The 14480-nt window shown below is 67.9% G+C and carries 13 protein-coding genes and 4 pseudogenes; 11 read left to right on the plus strand and 6 right to left on the minus strand.

The genetic code is table 11. The features are described from left to right. Positions 1-453 precede the first annotated feature (453 nt). The 5 genes from ACZ7L9_RS32655 (at position 454) to ACZ7L9_RS32675 (ending at position 4998) form a co-directional block, all read left to right on the plus strand. On the plus strand, positions 454-1299 hold the full coding sequence (locus ACZ7L9_RS32655; RefSeq protein WP_471420940.1) for an alpha/beta fold hydrolase: 846 nt from the start codon (positions 454-456) through the stop codon (positions 1297-1299). Further along, positions 1271-1567 (plus strand): hypothetical protein, encoded by a 297-nt coding sequence (locus ACZ7L9_RS32660; RefSeq protein WP_471420942.1) that lies wholly within the window; start codon positions 1271-1273, stop codon positions 1565-1567. The genes ACZ7L9_RS32655 and ACZ7L9_RS32660 overlap by 29 nt, the downstream gene beginning before the upstream one ends. 931 nt (positions 1568-2498) lie before the next feature. Next, positions 2499-2951 (plus strand): SH3 domain-containing protein, encoded by a 453-nt coding sequence (locus tag ACZ7L9_RS32665; protein WP_471420944.1) that lies wholly within the window; start codon positions 2499-2501, stop codon positions 2949-2951. 67 nt (positions 2952-3018) lie between these two features. Beyond that, on the plus strand, positions 3019-4047 hold the full coding sequence (locus tag ACZ7L9_RS32670; RefSeq protein WP_471420946.1) for a phage baseplate protein: 1029 nt from the start codon (positions 3019-3021) through the stop codon (positions 4045-4047). Between the two features lie 171 nt (positions 4048-4218). Next, positions 4219-4998: a helix-turn-helix domain-containing protein gene (locus ACZ7L9_RS32675; RefSeq protein ID WP_471420948.1), complete on the plus strand. Its 780-nt coding sequence runs from the start codon at positions 4219-4221 to the stop codon at positions 4996-4998. Here the strand turns inward: ACZ7L9_RS32675 and ACZ7L9_RS32680 are convergent. The 3 genes and pseudogenes from ACZ7L9_RS32680 to ACZ7L9_RS32690 form a co-directional block, all read right to left on the minus strand. Beyond that, positions 4881-5570: a tyrosine-type recombinase/integrase gene (locus ACZ7L9_RS32680; RefSeq protein ID WP_471420950.1), complete on the minus strand. Its 690-nt coding sequence runs from the start codon at positions 5568-5570 to the stop codon at positions 4881-4883. The two genes, ACZ7L9_RS32675 and ACZ7L9_RS32680, sit on opposite strands and share 118 nt — an antisense overlap. Before the next feature lie 29 nt (positions 5571-5599). Then, positions 5600-5815, minus strand: a complete 216-nt coding sequence (locus tag ACZ7L9_RS32685; protein WP_471420952.1) for a hypothetical protein — start codon at positions 5813-5815, stop codon at positions 5600-5602. Positions 5816-5922: 107 nt separating this feature from the next. Continuing rightward, a pseudogene (locus ACZ7L9_RS32690) lies at positions 5923-6102 on the minus strand (HAD domain-containing protein); the annotation flags it as partial. A 217-nt stretch (positions 6103-6319) separates the two neighbouring features. Here ACZ7L9_RS32690 and ACZ7L9_RS32695 point away from each other — a divergent pair. After that, positions 6320-6565: a hypothetical protein gene (locus ACZ7L9_RS32695; RefSeq protein WP_471420955.1), complete on the plus strand. Its 246-nt coding sequence runs from the start codon at positions 6320-6322 to the stop codon at positions 6563-6565. Here ACZ7L9_RS32695 and ACZ7L9_RS32700 read toward each other — a convergent pair. Then, complete coding sequence (locus ACZ7L9_RS32700; protein ID WP_471420956.1) at positions 6546-7109, minus strand: hypothetical protein; 564 nt, start codon at positions 7107-7109, stop codon at positions 6546-6548. The two genes, ACZ7L9_RS32695 and ACZ7L9_RS32700, sit on opposite strands and share 20 nt — an antisense overlap. Positions 7110-7447: 338 nt before the next feature. Here ACZ7L9_RS32700 and ACZ7L9_RS32705 point away from each other — a divergent pair, with 338 nt between their 5' ends. Next, on the plus strand, positions 7448-8185 hold the full coding sequence (locus ACZ7L9_RS32705) for an aminoglycoside adenylyltransferase domain-containing protein (protein ID WP_471420958.1): 738 nt from the start codon (positions 7448-7450) through the stop codon (positions 8183-8185). A gap of 53 nt (positions 8186-8238) precedes the next feature. Beyond that, positions 8239-8409 (plus strand): annotated as a pseudogene (locus ACZ7L9_RS32710) (IS5/IS1182 family transposase); the annotation flags it as partial. On the opposite strand, the pseudogene ACZ7L9_RS32715 reads toward ACZ7L9_RS32710, so the two are convergent. Then, positions 8410-8805: pseudogene (locus ACZ7L9_RS32715) on the minus strand (relaxase domain-containing protein); the annotation flags it as partial. 327 nt (positions 8806-9132) lie between these two features. Here ACZ7L9_RS32715 and ACZ7L9_RS32720 point away from each other — a divergent pair. From ACZ7L9_RS32720 to ACZ7L9_RS32730, 3 genes are all read left to right on the plus strand, one after another. Next, on the plus strand, positions 9133-10377 hold the full coding sequence (locus ACZ7L9_RS32720; RefSeq protein WP_471420960.1) for an alpha/beta hydrolase family protein: 1245 nt from the start codon (positions 9133-9135) through the stop codon (positions 10375-10377). A 542-nt stretch (positions 10378-10919) separates the two neighbouring features. After that, positions 10920-12137: a PP2C family protein-serine/threonine phosphatase gene (locus tag ACZ7L9_RS32725; protein WP_471421015.1), complete on the plus strand. Its 1218-nt coding sequence runs from the start codon at positions 10920-10922 to the stop codon at positions 12135-12137. 512 nt (positions 12138-12649) lie between these two features. Beyond that, entirely contained in the window at positions 12650-14038 is a 1389-nt protein-coding gene (locus ACZ7L9_RS32730; protein ID WP_471420963.1) for a ricin-type beta-trefoil lectin domain protein, read from the plus strand. Here the strand turns inward: ACZ7L9_RS32730 and ACZ7L9_RS32735 are convergent. Then, positions 14033-14368 (minus strand): annotated as a pseudogene (locus tag ACZ7L9_RS32735) (transposase); the annotation flags it as partial. The gene ACZ7L9_RS32730 and the pseudogene ACZ7L9_RS32735 sit on opposite strands and share 6 nt — an antisense overlap. Positions 14369-14480 lie beyond the last annotated feature (112 nt).

A 14480-nucleotide genomic window follows, 5' to 3' on the forward strand; every position in this document is an offset into this window, starting at 1 on the left:
CGACGACCTCGCCATCGACCGCAACGCGGTCCCGACGGGGCCGGCCAACCGCCGTCGCAGCGGCAACCGCGGGGCACCGCTGCTGCGCACGCCCCGAACCCTGCCGCGGGTCCTCGGACCGGGCGAGGTCGAGGCGGTGCTCGGCGCAGTCCGGTCTCGCCCGACCTGCCCGAGCACCCGGACCATCCCCACATCCTCGCCGTCTTCGACGATTCGTCATCGCCAGCCTCGCCGACAACTGGGGCACCCGCTGGGGCAGGCAGGGGAAGACGGTGTAGGCCCGGCCGCCCACGGGCGCGGCATCCTGAGACCGTCCGGGGCGACTACGGCCGATGCGGGATGTCACTCCGATGGCGCGCCGAAGTCACCCGTTTGGATGCCACTGCCTGGCCCGTTCGGTCTACCGCGTGAACGCTGAGGTGCCGTAGGCCCCTATCGAAGAGCGAGGTCAACATGACAGTACCTGCGATACGCGGCTCACTGCTCCGAAGCAGAGCGCTGCGCGTGGCGATGGCAGGGTGCGCGGTCGCTGCCCTGTCCGCGCTGACCACGGCCCCGGTAGCAGCGAACGGCAGTGCGAACGCCGCCAAGCCGACCGTCGTCCTGGTCCACGGCGCCTTCGCGGACAGCTCCAGCTGGAACGGGGTGATCGAGCGGCTGCAGCGCCGCGGTTACACCGTGATGGCCCCGGCCAACCCGCTGCGCGGCCTGTACAGCGATTCCGCATACATCGCCTCCGTCCTGAAGACGATCAAAGGCCCGATCGTACTGGCCGGTCACTCCTACGGCGGTGCCGTCATCAGTACTGCCGCAGCGGGAAACCCCCAGGTCAAATCCCTGATCTACATCAACGCGCAGATGCCCGACGTCGGTGAGAGCGGTATGTCGCTGTCCGCCCGCTTCCCCAGCGCCCTGGGCACCGCCACGAACTCCGTGCCGTATCGGACGGCCGTCGGCGGCGGCACCGACCTGTACCTCAAACGGGACAAGGTCCACCCGGTCTTCGCCAACTGTCTGCCGGAGAGCCAGGCGAACCTGTTGGGTGTCACCCAGCGCCCGGCGGCCACGACCGCGTTCTCCGAGAAGGCCAAGGTGGCGGCCTGGAAGGAGATTCCGTCCTGGGCCCTGGTGGGACGGCAGGACATGACCATCAGCCCCCAGCAGGAGCGCTTCGAGGCCAAACGGGCCCACTCCCACACGCAGGAGATCGACTCCTGCCACGTGTCCCTCATCGCCCGCCCTGACGCCGTGGCCGGCCTGATCCTCCAGGGTGCCACCGCGGCTGCGGCCGGCTCCTGACACCGATGCAGCCGCCGAGCAGCTCGCCGCCGACGAGCTGCTCGCCCGGCTCTCCCCGCTCCAGTACGACCACATCAGCTTCATCCTCGACCTTGACGAGCAGCGCGCGACCGATCACACCAGCCGCGCGGCGGCCGCGGCCCGAGATCCACAAGCTGTACCGGGTCGTGCAGCAGTTGGCCATGGATCGCCCGGAGCGATGGCCGCCGTGCTGACCGGCCGCCGAGAGATGCAGGCCCGCCACCTCAACCTGGTGGGCACCGCCTAGATCGGCATGGCCGAGGGCCGGGCACCCACATCAGCGGGATGCCCTCGTCCATCAGCAGCATCTCCAGTTGCTGCAGCCTGGGCACAGCCATTCACCCCTCCGACCTGGGCACTCGCACGCACATGCGCCGTCTCAACGCCCCGGCCGCATCCAGCTCCAGCGGCCGCGCCACCAGCACCGGCCTGGACACCCCCAACCCCGCCGAGACCTCACCCCAGGCACCCGGCTCCCCCACCCCATACCCCTCAGCCGCGCAAAGCTGACACCGACCACCGTGCCTCCGCCCAGCCACCGAAGGATCAGAAGTGCCGTTCCCAAGACAGCGGCACGGAGCGGGGTGCACCGCCCCATGACAGCGACATCCCCCGCACGGACCACCACACGTCAGTGACCGCGCTCTTCCTCAACGCCCGACCAGCGAGAACATCCCGGTCTGACATGCCGTCACTGACACCCACCCACTGACACCAAACCGACACATCACAGCTGAACTCGGTCACGCCGAGTGTGGTGGAGCAGTTTTTGGACGGCTTGAAGTGAACGGGTGTGCGTCGGCGGGGAGCTGCTTGACGCGGTGGGCCAGTAGGTGCAGGGCCTGGTGCACCGCGCGTCGCCTGCGCGTTTGGAGCGGCGCTCAGAGCGCCTTGGCGGGTGGGGCCGCGTCTTCCCCCCGGCCTCACGTCCCCCGGGACGTCAACTCCCTTCACGCGTACTTGAGCGGGCGTTGCAGTCGCCGTCGGGAGTTGCGCAGGTAGGCGCGCCAGAAGGCGAGATGATCCGTTCCAGCAGGTCAGCGGGACGTCCCAGTTCCTCCCGGAACTCATTGGGACAGCATCATTGCACCCCGCGCCGGAAACGCTCCGAGTGCGGATGGTCACGCTCCGGCAGGGCGATCCGGTGCAACCCGTAACTCAACGCGTAGGAGATTCCCATGATTCGACGCACCGTCCAGCGCGCCCTGGGGGCTGCTGCGGCAACGCTCGTCCTGTTCCCCGCCGTGGCCGTGGCGGCCGACGGGCTTCCTGCGGCCCCCGGCCAGTCCGCGCCATCCCTGCCGGTCTCGGCGCCCGCCCGGCATTCCCTGCCGTCACAGTCTTCGACCTCCTGCCATCGACACACGGCGAACCCGAACAGGCCCTCATGCAGCACCGCGCACGTCAAGGGCCGCCTGGTGACCAACCGGCTGCCGCTCAATATTCGCTCAGGTCCGAGCACCAGCTACCGGGTCATCGGCAGGGCGCGTCACGGCAGCACTGTGACTCTCGCCTGCAAGAAGCGCGGGATCAACGTCCTGGGCAACAACCGCTGGTACAAGCTCGCCGACCGCAAGGGCTACGTCTCCGCCCACTACGTCCGCAACCACGGCACCGTTCCCTGGTGCTGAGCAGGGAGTACCGGCCCGTGGCCCACCCCGCGGGGTGGGCCACGGGCCACGAACCAGGAGAATCCCCATGTCTCTATCCCCTCGAGGCAATCCGAGTCGCAGGACTCTGCTCGGACTCGGCGCCGGCGCCGTCCTGACAGTCGCGATCCCGGCCCCGTCGGCCTCGGCGCAACAGGGTGAGAGATCGGCCGGTCCGTCCTCGTCGGAGCAGACCTCACTGGCCGCAGCCGGCAAACCCTGGATCCGCAACGGCCGACTGCGCCACGCCACTGTGCTGCAATCCTTCGCATTCGACGAGCCGCAGGCGCGCATCTACGCGCTCCAGGTCATGCCGGGCGGCATCCGACTCCCGGGAGAGAAGCGCGCATACCGATACGCGGAGCGAGCGGTGCGTGGTGATCTCTGCCTCAACCGGCTCACGATGGCCGGTGCTCTCACCGGCTACATGTATCTCAAGGGATTCGGTCACGGCGTCGCACTCGGCGTCGAAGGCGCGCAGCGCGGCTCCGGCGAGCTGTGGACCGAGTGGGACGCCAATCCCGCCTCCGGCTACGGCCGCGGCATCTGCCGCTTCCGCTTCACGGACGGCCGCGTACTGACCCGCAACAGCGGAGCGCTCACCACCTACCGGCCCGTCCCCGGCTCGACAACCAACTATGTGGCCTTGGACCAGGCCAACCACAGACTGCTGCTGCGATACAAGCTGCGCGGCGTGCCACGTCTTGCGGTTCACGACTTCGACCGGTTCGCCGCCCGAGACTTCCGCCCCATCGCCGACATCCCTCAACCCGGCGCCCGCCTGGGCCTGCCCTTCCAGGGCATGGCCTTGCACGGCGACTACATCTACCACATGCTCGGCACCGCGTACGGCCCGGCGAATCCCCGTTCCTCCGCAGGCAACACCCGTCTGTTCCGTGTCGATTGGCGAACCGGTCGAGTCGTACAGTCGCTTGACCGTACCGCTCCCCAGCAATACCCGCGCGAGCCAGAGGGGTTGGCCGTACTCCGCGAAGACGGCCCTCTGCTGTGCTTGGGCTTCACTCAGTGGCGATCTGGAAACCGCGGCTTCACCATCTACCGCAAGGCGATCATCTGATGAAAATGTGAACCGCACGGAAATCACCCCATAGCCCGGTCTCGGATCCTACGAGTATTGGCAGTCGCTTTTCGGGGGTATGCATTTCGGCGTCCGGGATGAGTTGGTGGTCCCGAGCAGTGCGGAAGTCTCAAGACGACGACCTCCCGAACGCGGCAAGGAGGAAAAAGGATGGCTCGTTGGCAGTCTCTGCCCAACTCGCTCAGCCCCGATTCCCGTCTTCTGGCGGAGAATTTACGCGCTATCAAACAGCAGAATGGGTTGAGCCTGGCGGGATTGGCTGCACGCACGGCCTACAGCAAATCTGCCTGGCACCGCTACCTCAACGGTGATCAATTTCCGCCTCGTACGGCAATCGAGGCGCTCGGGCCGCTCGCAGGGGTGGACGTCCCCAGTCTCCTCGTCCTGTGGGAATCAGCGTTCCGGGCCGGCACTGAACTGAGGCCAACCGAGCCGCAGTCGTCCCCCGCGCCCCAGGCAAAGATCCCCGACGGCCGCAACCAGCGACTGAAGCAGGTCATCATCGTGCTGGCTGCCACAGCCGCCGCTCTGGTACCCGTGGCCTGTGTTGTGGAGATCCTCACTCCGTCGACCGGCCGTCCTGCGCAGGAGCCGCCGGCGTCGTGCCGAGGTGAGACCTGCCAGGGGCACTACGCCAACCACGCCGGCTGCGAACAGGACGCACGGACCGAGAGCACCGTCACCCACGCCGCCTTTGCCGTAAGGCTCCGCTACAGCGCCTCCTGTGCCGCGGTATGGGCAGAGGTGCGCACGCAGGCCGCCGGTACTCGCAAGGTATCGATCAAATCAGGACCGAACGAACTGCTCTCCACCTACTCCGGAAAAGCGAACACCGGCGGAAGCAGCCCCATGCTGGCCGCACAAAGCCCGCGCCCCGCGGAGGCGTGCGCGGCAGTGGCCGGCCAGATGGCGTGCGCCGGACTGTTGTGAGTGCGTGACAGAAAACGAGCGACGCCTCTTTGAGGACAGAAATGCGTCCTCACATCAGAACCTGACCGTCGAAATGAGTTCGGCCTGGCTCTGCACGCGTCGAGGAACAGCGTTTCCCGGTGGGTGAGGTACTGCGACAGCAGCACCCCGGTCGAGGCCGAGTAGGGCACCACCCGCTCCAGCCGGTTCTTCGTCGTCTCCACCCGTATCCGCAGCGTGCGGTGGGCCGGATCGACATCATCGGTCCGTAGCGAGCACAGTTCCTCGCGGCGCAGGGCGGCGTCGTAGGCCAGGGCCAGCATCACACGGTTGCGCACCGGCTCGCTGCGGGCCACCTCCAAGATCCGCAGCCATCGCTGTTCGCTGGGGATCCATGGCAGCTTGGTCAGCCGTGGCACCAAGCCTCGCTGCTGGACGCCCGCCCGGCGTCCAGGCGTGTAGCGGCCCCGGCCCACTGGGTTCGACTCGCGCAACCCCTCCTCCATGAGGAAGTCGTAGAACAGGCGGACCGGCACCAGGCGCTGCTGGATCGTGGCGTTCGCCAGCCCCGACCCCGAGTCGATCGCCACCACATTCGCACCCCGACGGTGCGGCCGTGACGTCAACTCACGGACGTAGACGGCGATGTGGGCGCGGCTCGCGGTGACCGGGTCGGCGTCGTCCCGCTCGCACACAGGTACTCGGTCGGGCCGCGGGCGTACGCGTCGATCGTCCTCGGCGCCCGCCCCAGGTCGGCCCAGACCTGCAGCCGCACCGCCGCCTGCTCGTGCCGGCCCAGCACCGGCCACTTCTCCATCAGCAACGTCGTGCCACTCAAGCCGTCCCCCAAGTCCAGTGCATGCCACGGGTTCCTTCTCGCGGCCTCTTCACGTTCTCCAGCCGAGTATCAGACCGGCTGTCGCAGCCAGGAGCCGAGAGCCGCATAAGCGCCGCCAGCCGGGGTCCGTGTTCGGGATTGATCCTGGTCAGGAGCGGATTCGCGCCGGCACCAACCGGTGCGGGACCCGTCGCATAGGTCGGATACGGCTGGGATGCCGCGCCGAATGGGATGAGTGGCCCATCCACATCGAGAAACAACAGGGAACGCTGCACAGAGCCAGTCACGGGAACACGATAGGGACAGATCCCCACCGGGGACCTCCGCGATGACCAAGGCCCTGCAACCGGCCGTCAGCCCGCTTCCTGATGGGCCCCGCCCGTCGTGCCCCAGCCCACGACGGAGTCAGCCAGATCACGGTGTGGGTTACCCACAGGCCGGAACGTGATCGGCGGTTCCTCCGTACGCTGCTGCCCGAGTCGATCACACGGGGGGGTGCGCAAGATGCGGTACGGCCTGATGGTGGAGGAGCTCGCGGTCGAGGTCATGGCGCAGCTGCCGGACGACCGGGCGCGGCAGGAGGTATTGGCACTTGTGGAGGTCGCGCGGGTGGATCCGCGGGCCTGGGCCGATGTGCGCGAGCACATCTGCCTGATCGCCCGGACCTCCCCCGCCGACTGGAAGATCACCGCGTTCTCCACCTGGAGCCCGAGCAAGCTCGCCGACCACCTCATCGAGCAGGATGGGTAGGGAGATGGACCGACGCATCGTCGCCCATGGCGGCCACCCCAAGGTCCCGGCGCATCACGGTCCTCAGTGCCCGCAGCAGGTCCCAGACCTCCGCCTGGGCCCGGAACGCAGTGGCCATCGTCTCCCCAGGTTCGGGCTCTTCTCGCTCAAGGCGTTTGACCTGGCCGTAGACCCTACTCAGGGCTTTGTTGACCTCACTCGCGGGTACGAGCACGTCGTCAGCGACGATCATCTGCGCTTGGGAGTACGTGTCCCGATGGGCTCTTTTGGCCTCGTCAAGTTCCGCCCGGTCGGTCTCCTCAACCCCACGCTCCTGCATGACATGCAGAAACCGGTTGAGCGCCGTGGTGAACCGACGTGCATCCCGATTGAGCTCCACATAGCAGGTACGTCGGAGAAGTAGATTCTCGCGGACCTCCTCATGGTCCCGAACCAGCTCTATCTCACGACGTTTTGCCCGTGCGGAGGCACGTTGAGTAAGGAACGATCCCCCCAGTGTTCCAGCCACACCTGCCACCGCGATGATCACAGAGCCGAGATCCACAGCACCCCCTTGAAACTGCCTGCAGTCCATCACCACTGGCGGCTGACCGGCTGTCAAGTGCCCGGATCACTGGCCACCAGGGCTTCGTGCCCTTCTCGTGGTGGGCGGGACGGCTGTGAGCCTCGCCGGCGACGAGGACGCGGCTCACGTTGCGGCACGTGGCCAGGCGACGGTTCCTCGATCACAGGGCGCTCGCGCTGATCACTCTATGACGGAAAACACGATCACGCGAAGACCGTCTACACGTCCGCCTGTCCCGCAACTGGGGTGTCAGGCGTGCGATGAGGGCTCCTGGTGATGCCGGCGGCGTTCGGTGAGTCGCCAATATGCTCGGCTTCGTGACTACCGATGCTCTTGTTCCTCCCGACGTCGTTCGTTACGTCGCCGAGGTCTCGGCCGTCCTCGCCGGTGTGCGCCCGGACCTGGTTGGCGTCTACGTGCATGGCTCAGCTGTGCTGGGGGGATTCCGTGCTGCACGCAGTGACGTGGATGTGCTGGCCGTCGTCGCCGAGCCCGGCACCGAAACCGACCAGCAGGCCATGGGCGAGGCGGTGGCGGGGACCGCGGCGCGGTGCCCCGGAATGGGACTGGAGATGAGCATCATCACCGCGGCGACCGCGGCCAGCCTCGGTTCCTGCCCGTTCGAGGTCCACATTCGCACCGGTGCGACCGGGGCCGCGATCATCCCTGGCGTCGACCATGCCGGTGACGCCGACCTTGTCTTGCACTGCGCCGTGTGCCGAGAGCATGCGCTCGCCGTCCACGGACCACCGGCCGCCGAGGTGTTCGGACCGGTTCCCGCCGACCGCGTCGGCGCGGCGATGGTCAACGAACTGCGGTGGGCGATGGGCCACGCGAACGCAACGTATGCGGTCCTCAACGCCTGCCGTGCGCTGCGATTCACTGATGACGGGCGGCTGTGTTCCAAGCTCGACGGCGGCCGTTGGTACCTGGCCCGCCACGGGGACAACGCAGTCGTCGCCGCGGCCATCGCCCACCAACGTGACGGACGTACAGGACCAACAACGTCCGACGCCGCCACATTCGTGGCAGCAGCATGTGACCGATTGGGGTAACCCGGACTCGCACTGGATTCCGGGTAGCCGTGGGTGACCCCACCCGGTGCGTGATCTCGGCTGCGACTGGTGTGATCACGGCGTCGAAGCCGTCCTGGACAGGCCACTTCACAGGGCTGAGCCCGCGCTGCTTCGGCAAGTTGGTGGCCGCGGTACGCCGCGAGATCGCAGACGAGATGCGGCGCGGACGGCCGTGGAGCCTGCCACTTGCGGACCGCCTGCTACCCGAACGCCCGGATCGCCGACTGCCGCCAGCCGTCGCGCAGCTCTGACAGCGACCGCGCCACCTTGCGCTTCGACGGGCGCGATTGGTCGGCGGCCCGCTGGTCCAGCGCGTAGGCGGCCCGCTCCCCCGGCGGGTGCCCCTGCCTCTCTTCATAGTCGGCCACGAGGGCGGGCCTCACGTCCGCGATCTGCTGGCGGCGGGTGGACTGCCAACCGATCAGCCGTCGATCGATGCCCGCGATCTCCATGACCGGCCCCTTGCCGGGCGTCACCTCGCGCGGCTCCCACGCCCACCCGAGCCGAACGGAGACCTCCTCCATGAAGTAGAGGGTGTGAAGGGTGCCAGCCGCCACAATGTTGTCAAGAACGTCGTCGGCGGACACGTTCCCCCGTGTAGGTTCTCGTTTCTGATGTCCCGTGGCACGGCGTTGACGTGCATTGATGCGGCTGTCCCCCTCGGTGTCCTCCCGGTCTCCGTCTCACTTCCGTGTCTTTTGCGCACCGCCCGACGACAGTTGGGACAGGCCTCGGCCGCTCCTCCGGTACCGTCCAGACCGCATCTGGCCAGAGGCACGTCTCTGGGCCGGGGCCGTCCAACCCGCCCGAAGACCGGTCCGTCAACCAGTTCCCCAACATTGGTTCCACCTGTAGGGGAAACCCCCTCGCCGAGAGGGGGGTCTGCCCCAATGCACCACGCGTGCCGGGAACGGCAGAGTCCAGCCATGACCTTCACTCGAATTCGTGGACGCCTCTCCGCCTCCACTGCACTCGCCCTGACGTGTGCGGTGGCCGTCCTGGCAGGGGCAGGGTGTGCCGACAATGAGAGCTCCTCCTTACCTGCCGCCCTGGCCGCTCACCAGCAGCCTACGGAGCGCGGCTCGGTGATCTCCGCGACCCCTGTGGTGGACATGGACGCCAAGGAGGTCACGGCCCGCCTGGAGAAGACCGGTATCCAGGCGGCACAGGTCCGCTACGGCGTGCGGGCCCACCGAGTCGTGTACCGCACGGTCGATATGAGGGGCAGGCCCACCACGGCCAGCGAGCTGGTCGCGATGCCCAAGAGCGGCGAACCCGGCCTTCGGGTCGTGTCCTGGCTGCACGGCACCGAGGTGTACCGGGGAGAAGTGGCCTCGGTGAACGACGAGTCCACAGACCGGGCCACGGCGTTGCTGTTCGCCTCGACCGGCCTCGCGGTGTCCGCCCCGGACTACCTCGGCCTCGGTGAGGGCCCCGGATCTCACCCGTACGGGGACCCTGAGGCGACCGTCACGGCCTCGGTCGATGCGCTCCGGGCGGCTCGTACGTTCGCTCAGCGCAACGGCCGCTCCCTCGACCGGCGAGTACTCATCAGCGGGTTCTCCCAGGGCGGACCCGCCACGATGATGGTCGGACGGGCCCTGCAGCAGGGCACAGACCGGTACTTCCGCCTGGGTGCCCTCGCCCCGATCGCCGGCCCGTTCGATCTGAGCGGTTTCGAGGCCGCCGCAGCAGACGACAAAATCGTCCGGTCATCGCTTTACCTCGCCTATTTCGCGACCGCGTGGAACCGGATGTACGGCCTGTACGACACGCCGGGCCAGGCATTCCGCGCCCCGTTCGACAAGACGGTGGAAACGCTGTTCGACGGCGACCACAAGGCGTCGGAGATCGCGGTCGCACTCCCGATGACGTCGAAGGAACTGTTCACCGACGAGTTCCTGCAGAGGGTGCGCAACCCCACGGGAAAACTGCGCCAGAGGCTCCAGGCACTGGACACCACCTGTGACTGGCGGCCGGAAGTCCCGGTGCACCTCTTCCACGCCAAGGGCGACAAGGACGTCTCCTTCACGAACTCCCAGTACTGCCAGCGCCGGTTGACCGCCAACGGGGCCGATCAAGAGCTCAGCGACGTCGGGGACTTCGACCACGGCACGACGGTCCTGAAAGCTGTGCCACAGGTGGTACACGAGTTCAACACCGCCCGCTGAACCAGATCGGCGGTGGGTGACGTTCGCCCGAACTGCATACGACGGGCGAACGATCAGTGTCCCGTCTCATTAGATCTTGCGGAGGTGGGCTTGCTGACCTCCGGAGGGGAAGGCACTGCGTCTCGGAACGATCCAGCCTCGAGCCTCCATCGCCAGCAGAGCACGATCTGCCAGGAAGACGACGCCCAGCGCAACAACTCCTCCTGCGACCAGCAACACGGTGTCCATGGGTCAGCGACCGGACCTCAGGCGATCGACTCAGCGGCCAAGGCCCGAGGTGAGCGGCGGGGGCGCGGCTCAAGTGGTTGACGGTCCTCTGCGCTGGCCTGGCTTGCTTCCCCGGGGCTGGGCCCCCAGTGATCGTCAGGCGACAGGATCGGAGCCTTGCGTTGTGCTTGGGCTCGGATCTCAGTGTGCGCGTCAGGCCCGGCGGGATGTGTTGGGGAGCGATGCCGAGGCGTTGTGCCGCCTCGGTCGCACCCAGCACGACCGTGCTTGACGTGAGAGAGGTCGGGATCGGTGTGAGACTGGGCGCGGAAGGGGTGATCCCCGTGTCGGACCCATCGCACGCGTCCGCCGGTCCCGACGCCGCCGTTGACGAGAGTCAGCTGGAAGAACTGATCATCGAGGCGCAAACAGCCCTGCCGTTCGAACTGTCCGCCCTGGCGAACCGGTGCGCTTCGACCCTCGGCCTGGACACCGTGCTGATCTACCTCGTGGACCTGCAACAACGGCTGCTCATCCCACTCGACGAGGCCTTGGAGCCGCTGCCGGTGGCCGGCTCGTTGGCCGGCTGGGCGTACCGCACCATCTCCCCGCGAGTGGCCGACGCCGACGACGGCGTGATCGTCTGGATGCCTCTGGTCGACGGTGCGGAGCGGCTGGGCGTGCTGGCCGTGCGGGCCGTCTCGCTCGACGAGGTGCGTATGCGTCGCAGCCGGATGCTGGCCCATCTGTTCGCCATGCTGATCACCTCCAAGCGCACCTACAGCGACTGGCTCGCCGCCCGCATCCGCACCGCGCCCATGCGGTTGCCCGCCGAGATGCTGCGGGCCTTCCTGCCACCCCACACCGTCGGCAGCAGCAGGTGCGTCTCGACCGCGGTCCTGGAACCGGCGTACGACATCGCTGGCGACGCCTTCGACCACTCAGTGGTCAAGAACGTGCTGCACACCATGATCCTCGACTCCATGGGTCACGATCTGGCCTCCGGCCTGACGACGTCGGTCGCCATGGCGGCGGCGCGGAACACCCGCCGCGGCGGTGGCGACCTGGCCGACGTCGTCGGCTCCGTCGACCAGGCGCTCGCCCGGTGGCTGCCCGACCATTTCTGCACAGGCGTGCTGTGTCGGCTCAACGCGGAGACCGGGGTGCTGCACTGGGTCAACTGCGGTCACCCTCCGCCACTGCTGATCCGCGCCGAGCGAGTGCTCGACGGGGCGCTGGACAGCCACCCGCAGCCCCCGATCGGCCTGGCCGGCCAACTCGCCCCGGCAGCCCGGCAGGTCCACGAGACGACGCTAAAACCGGGCGATCACGTCCTGCTTTACACCGACGGCGTCGTGGAGGCACGCGACGCGGACGGTCTGGAGTTCGGCCTCGACCGGTTCACTGACTTCATCATCCGCTCCTCCGCCACCGGCCAGCGCCCCGCCGAGGTGCTGCGGCTGCTCATCCACGCCATCCTCGACCACCAGCGCAACCAACTGCGGGACGACGCAACCATCCTGCTCTTCGATTGGCACCCGCAGCACCAGTGACGCGGCATTGAGGCGAGCCTGCTGTGAATGAGATCTCGCTCCGGCTGGAGGAGTTGGTGTTCCCGACGATCGCGGACGTCGCGGTGCTGTCGGTCGAGTGGACATCGCGATGGTGCGTGTTGATGTGCGGTGCACCGCCGTCGGCGCCTCGTGTCCGGGGTGTGGAGCGTGGTCCGACCGGATTCACGGCTCCTACCTGCGGTTTCCCGCAGCCCACCCCGTGCCGCTCTGCCCCCCGCCGGGCGCAACGGCGGCGGGCTGGGCGGCGGCAGGTCCGGGCCGGTCGTAGCACGCAAGCTCCTGGGCACTCCTCCGGGCGTTCCGCGGGCCGTTTCCGACCGCCGACCGGGTGTGCCTCGCGGCGCGTCGGTTGGTTCCGTGCGCCCCGTGCGGTGATCATCCGCTGGAGGTGCACACGGTGCGGGAGGAGGCCACGGATGGGGGGCAGACCGTCGAGGGGCAGCGGGAGTCGCCGTCGTCCGCGACCCGCTTACCGCGCACTGGCTGTGGCCATGGCCCTCTGCGCCCTGTCGGGCTCCGGCTGCTCCTCCGAGCCGACCCCGCCCTCCGGCCCCGGTGCGGCGGCCACGTCGCAGAAGGACCCGTCCCGGTGCCGTCGCACCCTGGTGGGTGTGGCGCACCCCGACGACGATCTGTTCTTCATAAATCCGGAGATCATGCGGACCATCCGGGACAGATGCCCGCTCCACACCGTCTATCTGACCGCGGGAGACGATGCCATCGCGGACCGTGTCAAGGCGCTGGAGTACGTGGACCGCAGGGAGTACGGGGTGCGGGCGGCCTATGCGCACATGGCGGAGGCCGCCGACGACTGGGACCAGTCCGATGTGCAGGCCGGCGACGTCCGGGTCCGGTCGTTCCTGCTCGACGGCCGAGCCCACGGCGCTGACGTCCGGCTGACCTTCCTCGATCTCCACGACGGGCTTCCGCAGGGTCAGGACGCGAACAGCGTGCTGAGACTCTTCGACGGAAACAGGCAGAGCGTCTACGGGTTCCTGGGCGGCGTGAGCTACAGCGAGGAACGGCTGCTGGCGACCCTCACCTCACTGGTCAGGAGCAGCCGTGCGGAACGTGTCCTGACCATGGACCACGACAACGCGTCGTTCGCGTTCGGTCTCGGCGGTGGTGTCGACCACAGCGACCACAGCATCGGAGCTCGGTACTTCAGGAGGGTCGGTTACGCCCTCGGCGTTCCCGTCACGTCGTACCTCGCGTACACGATGTCGGCGAGGAAGGCGAACCTCACTCCCGGGCAGGCAACGGAGAAGGAGCAGGTGGCGCGTTGGTACATCGCCAATCGCGAGTGCCGGGCCACGGGCTGGTGCGCGAAGGTACCGCCCTATCGCGGATCGCTGAAAGAAGACTGGAAACTGTGGATCCATCGACAGTACGAACAGGTCCATCGCTCTCCACGGCCCGGCGAGGTCCTCGGGGACATCGGCCGGACCACGTACTTCACCGGTCCGGATCCGGCCCAGTGCCTCGACGCGGCAGGCGGTTCACCGGGAGCCCGGCCCCGCACGGTCCGCATCCACTCGTGTGACGGTTCCGCCCGGCAACGATGGGGAATGAGGCAGGACGGCACGATCGGGCTCCGGAACGAGCCGGACTCCTGTCTCACGGCCATCGGCCCGGGGGTCGACCTCGAATCCTGCCACGGCGGAAGCACGAACCAGCGATGGACCCGCGTGCCATGGAAGAGCCCGACGTGGAAGCGCACGGCATGGCGGATCGAGGACAGCGGCAACCGCTGCCTGTACCAGGACGACCGTGAGCTCCCCGCCCGTTGGAACGATAGGGACCACCCCAGCCCCCGGCTGACCCTCTCCGACTGCAACGCGCCGCCCCGGCCCGAACAGTACTGGCAGTGGGGCGGGTGAAGCCTCCGTGCGTGATGGGTGTGAAGCCGTATCGGGGCTGAACGTCCGGGACGTCCCAGGTCGCACCGCTCTCACGGCCCGCCATGCCAGCCGGGCCCGCACATCCCCGACCGGCCAGGTCGAGGACGTCATGAACTGCTGCAGCTGCTGGTGGTCCACTCCCAGCCGCCCGGCCATCGGCTGCATCGACTTCCGCCGCCCGTCCAGCAGCAAGCCCCGCAGATACAGCCCGCCCTTGGCCCGCTGATCCCGTCGCACCAAAGGCGCGAACACCTCGGAGACGAACTCCTCCAACCGGCCCCGACACTCAGCGAGTTCCCCAGCCCTCATACGACCAGCGAACTACCAGATACCCACCGTGACAAGACCAGCTAACAAAGCACTACTAGCCGCCGGTGGCCCCTCACGGGTTCGTGAGGGGCCACCGGCGTTTTTTACTGGT

Source organism: Streptomyces sp. NPDC111516 (genome assembly GCF_055635345.1).

Excerpts from the sequence above, each read along its gene's own strand:
- ACZ7L9_RS32655 (WP_471420940.1), top strand. The coding sequence starts at position 454 with ATGACAGTACCTGCGATACGCGGCTCACTGCTCCGAAGCAGAGCGCTG.
- ACZ7L9_RS32665 (WP_471420944.1), top strand. The coding sequence starts at position 2,499 with ATGATTCGACGCACCGTCCAGCGCGCCCTGGGGGCTGCTGCGGCAACG.
- ACZ7L9_RS32670 (WP_471420946.1), top strand. The coding sequence starts at position 3,019 with ATGTCTCTATCCCCTCGAGGCAATCCGAGTCGCAGGACTCTGCTCGGA.
- ACZ7L9_RS32675 (WP_471420948.1), top strand. The coding sequence starts at position 4,219 with ATGGCTCGTTGGCAGTCTCTGCCCAACTCGCTCAGCCCCGATTCCCGT.
- ACZ7L9_RS32695 (WP_471420955.1), top strand. The coding sequence starts at position 6,320 with ATGCGGTACGGCCTGATGGTGGAGGAGCTCGCGGTCGAGGTCATGGCG.
- ACZ7L9_RS32720 (WP_471420960.1), top strand. The coding sequence starts at position 9,133 with ATGACCTTCACTCGAATTCGTGGACGCCTCTCCGCCTCCACTGCACTC.
- ACZ7L9_RS32730 (WP_471420963.1), top strand. The coding sequence starts at position 12,650 with ATGGCCCTCTGCGCCCTGTCGGGCTCCGGCTGCTCCTCCGAGCCGACC.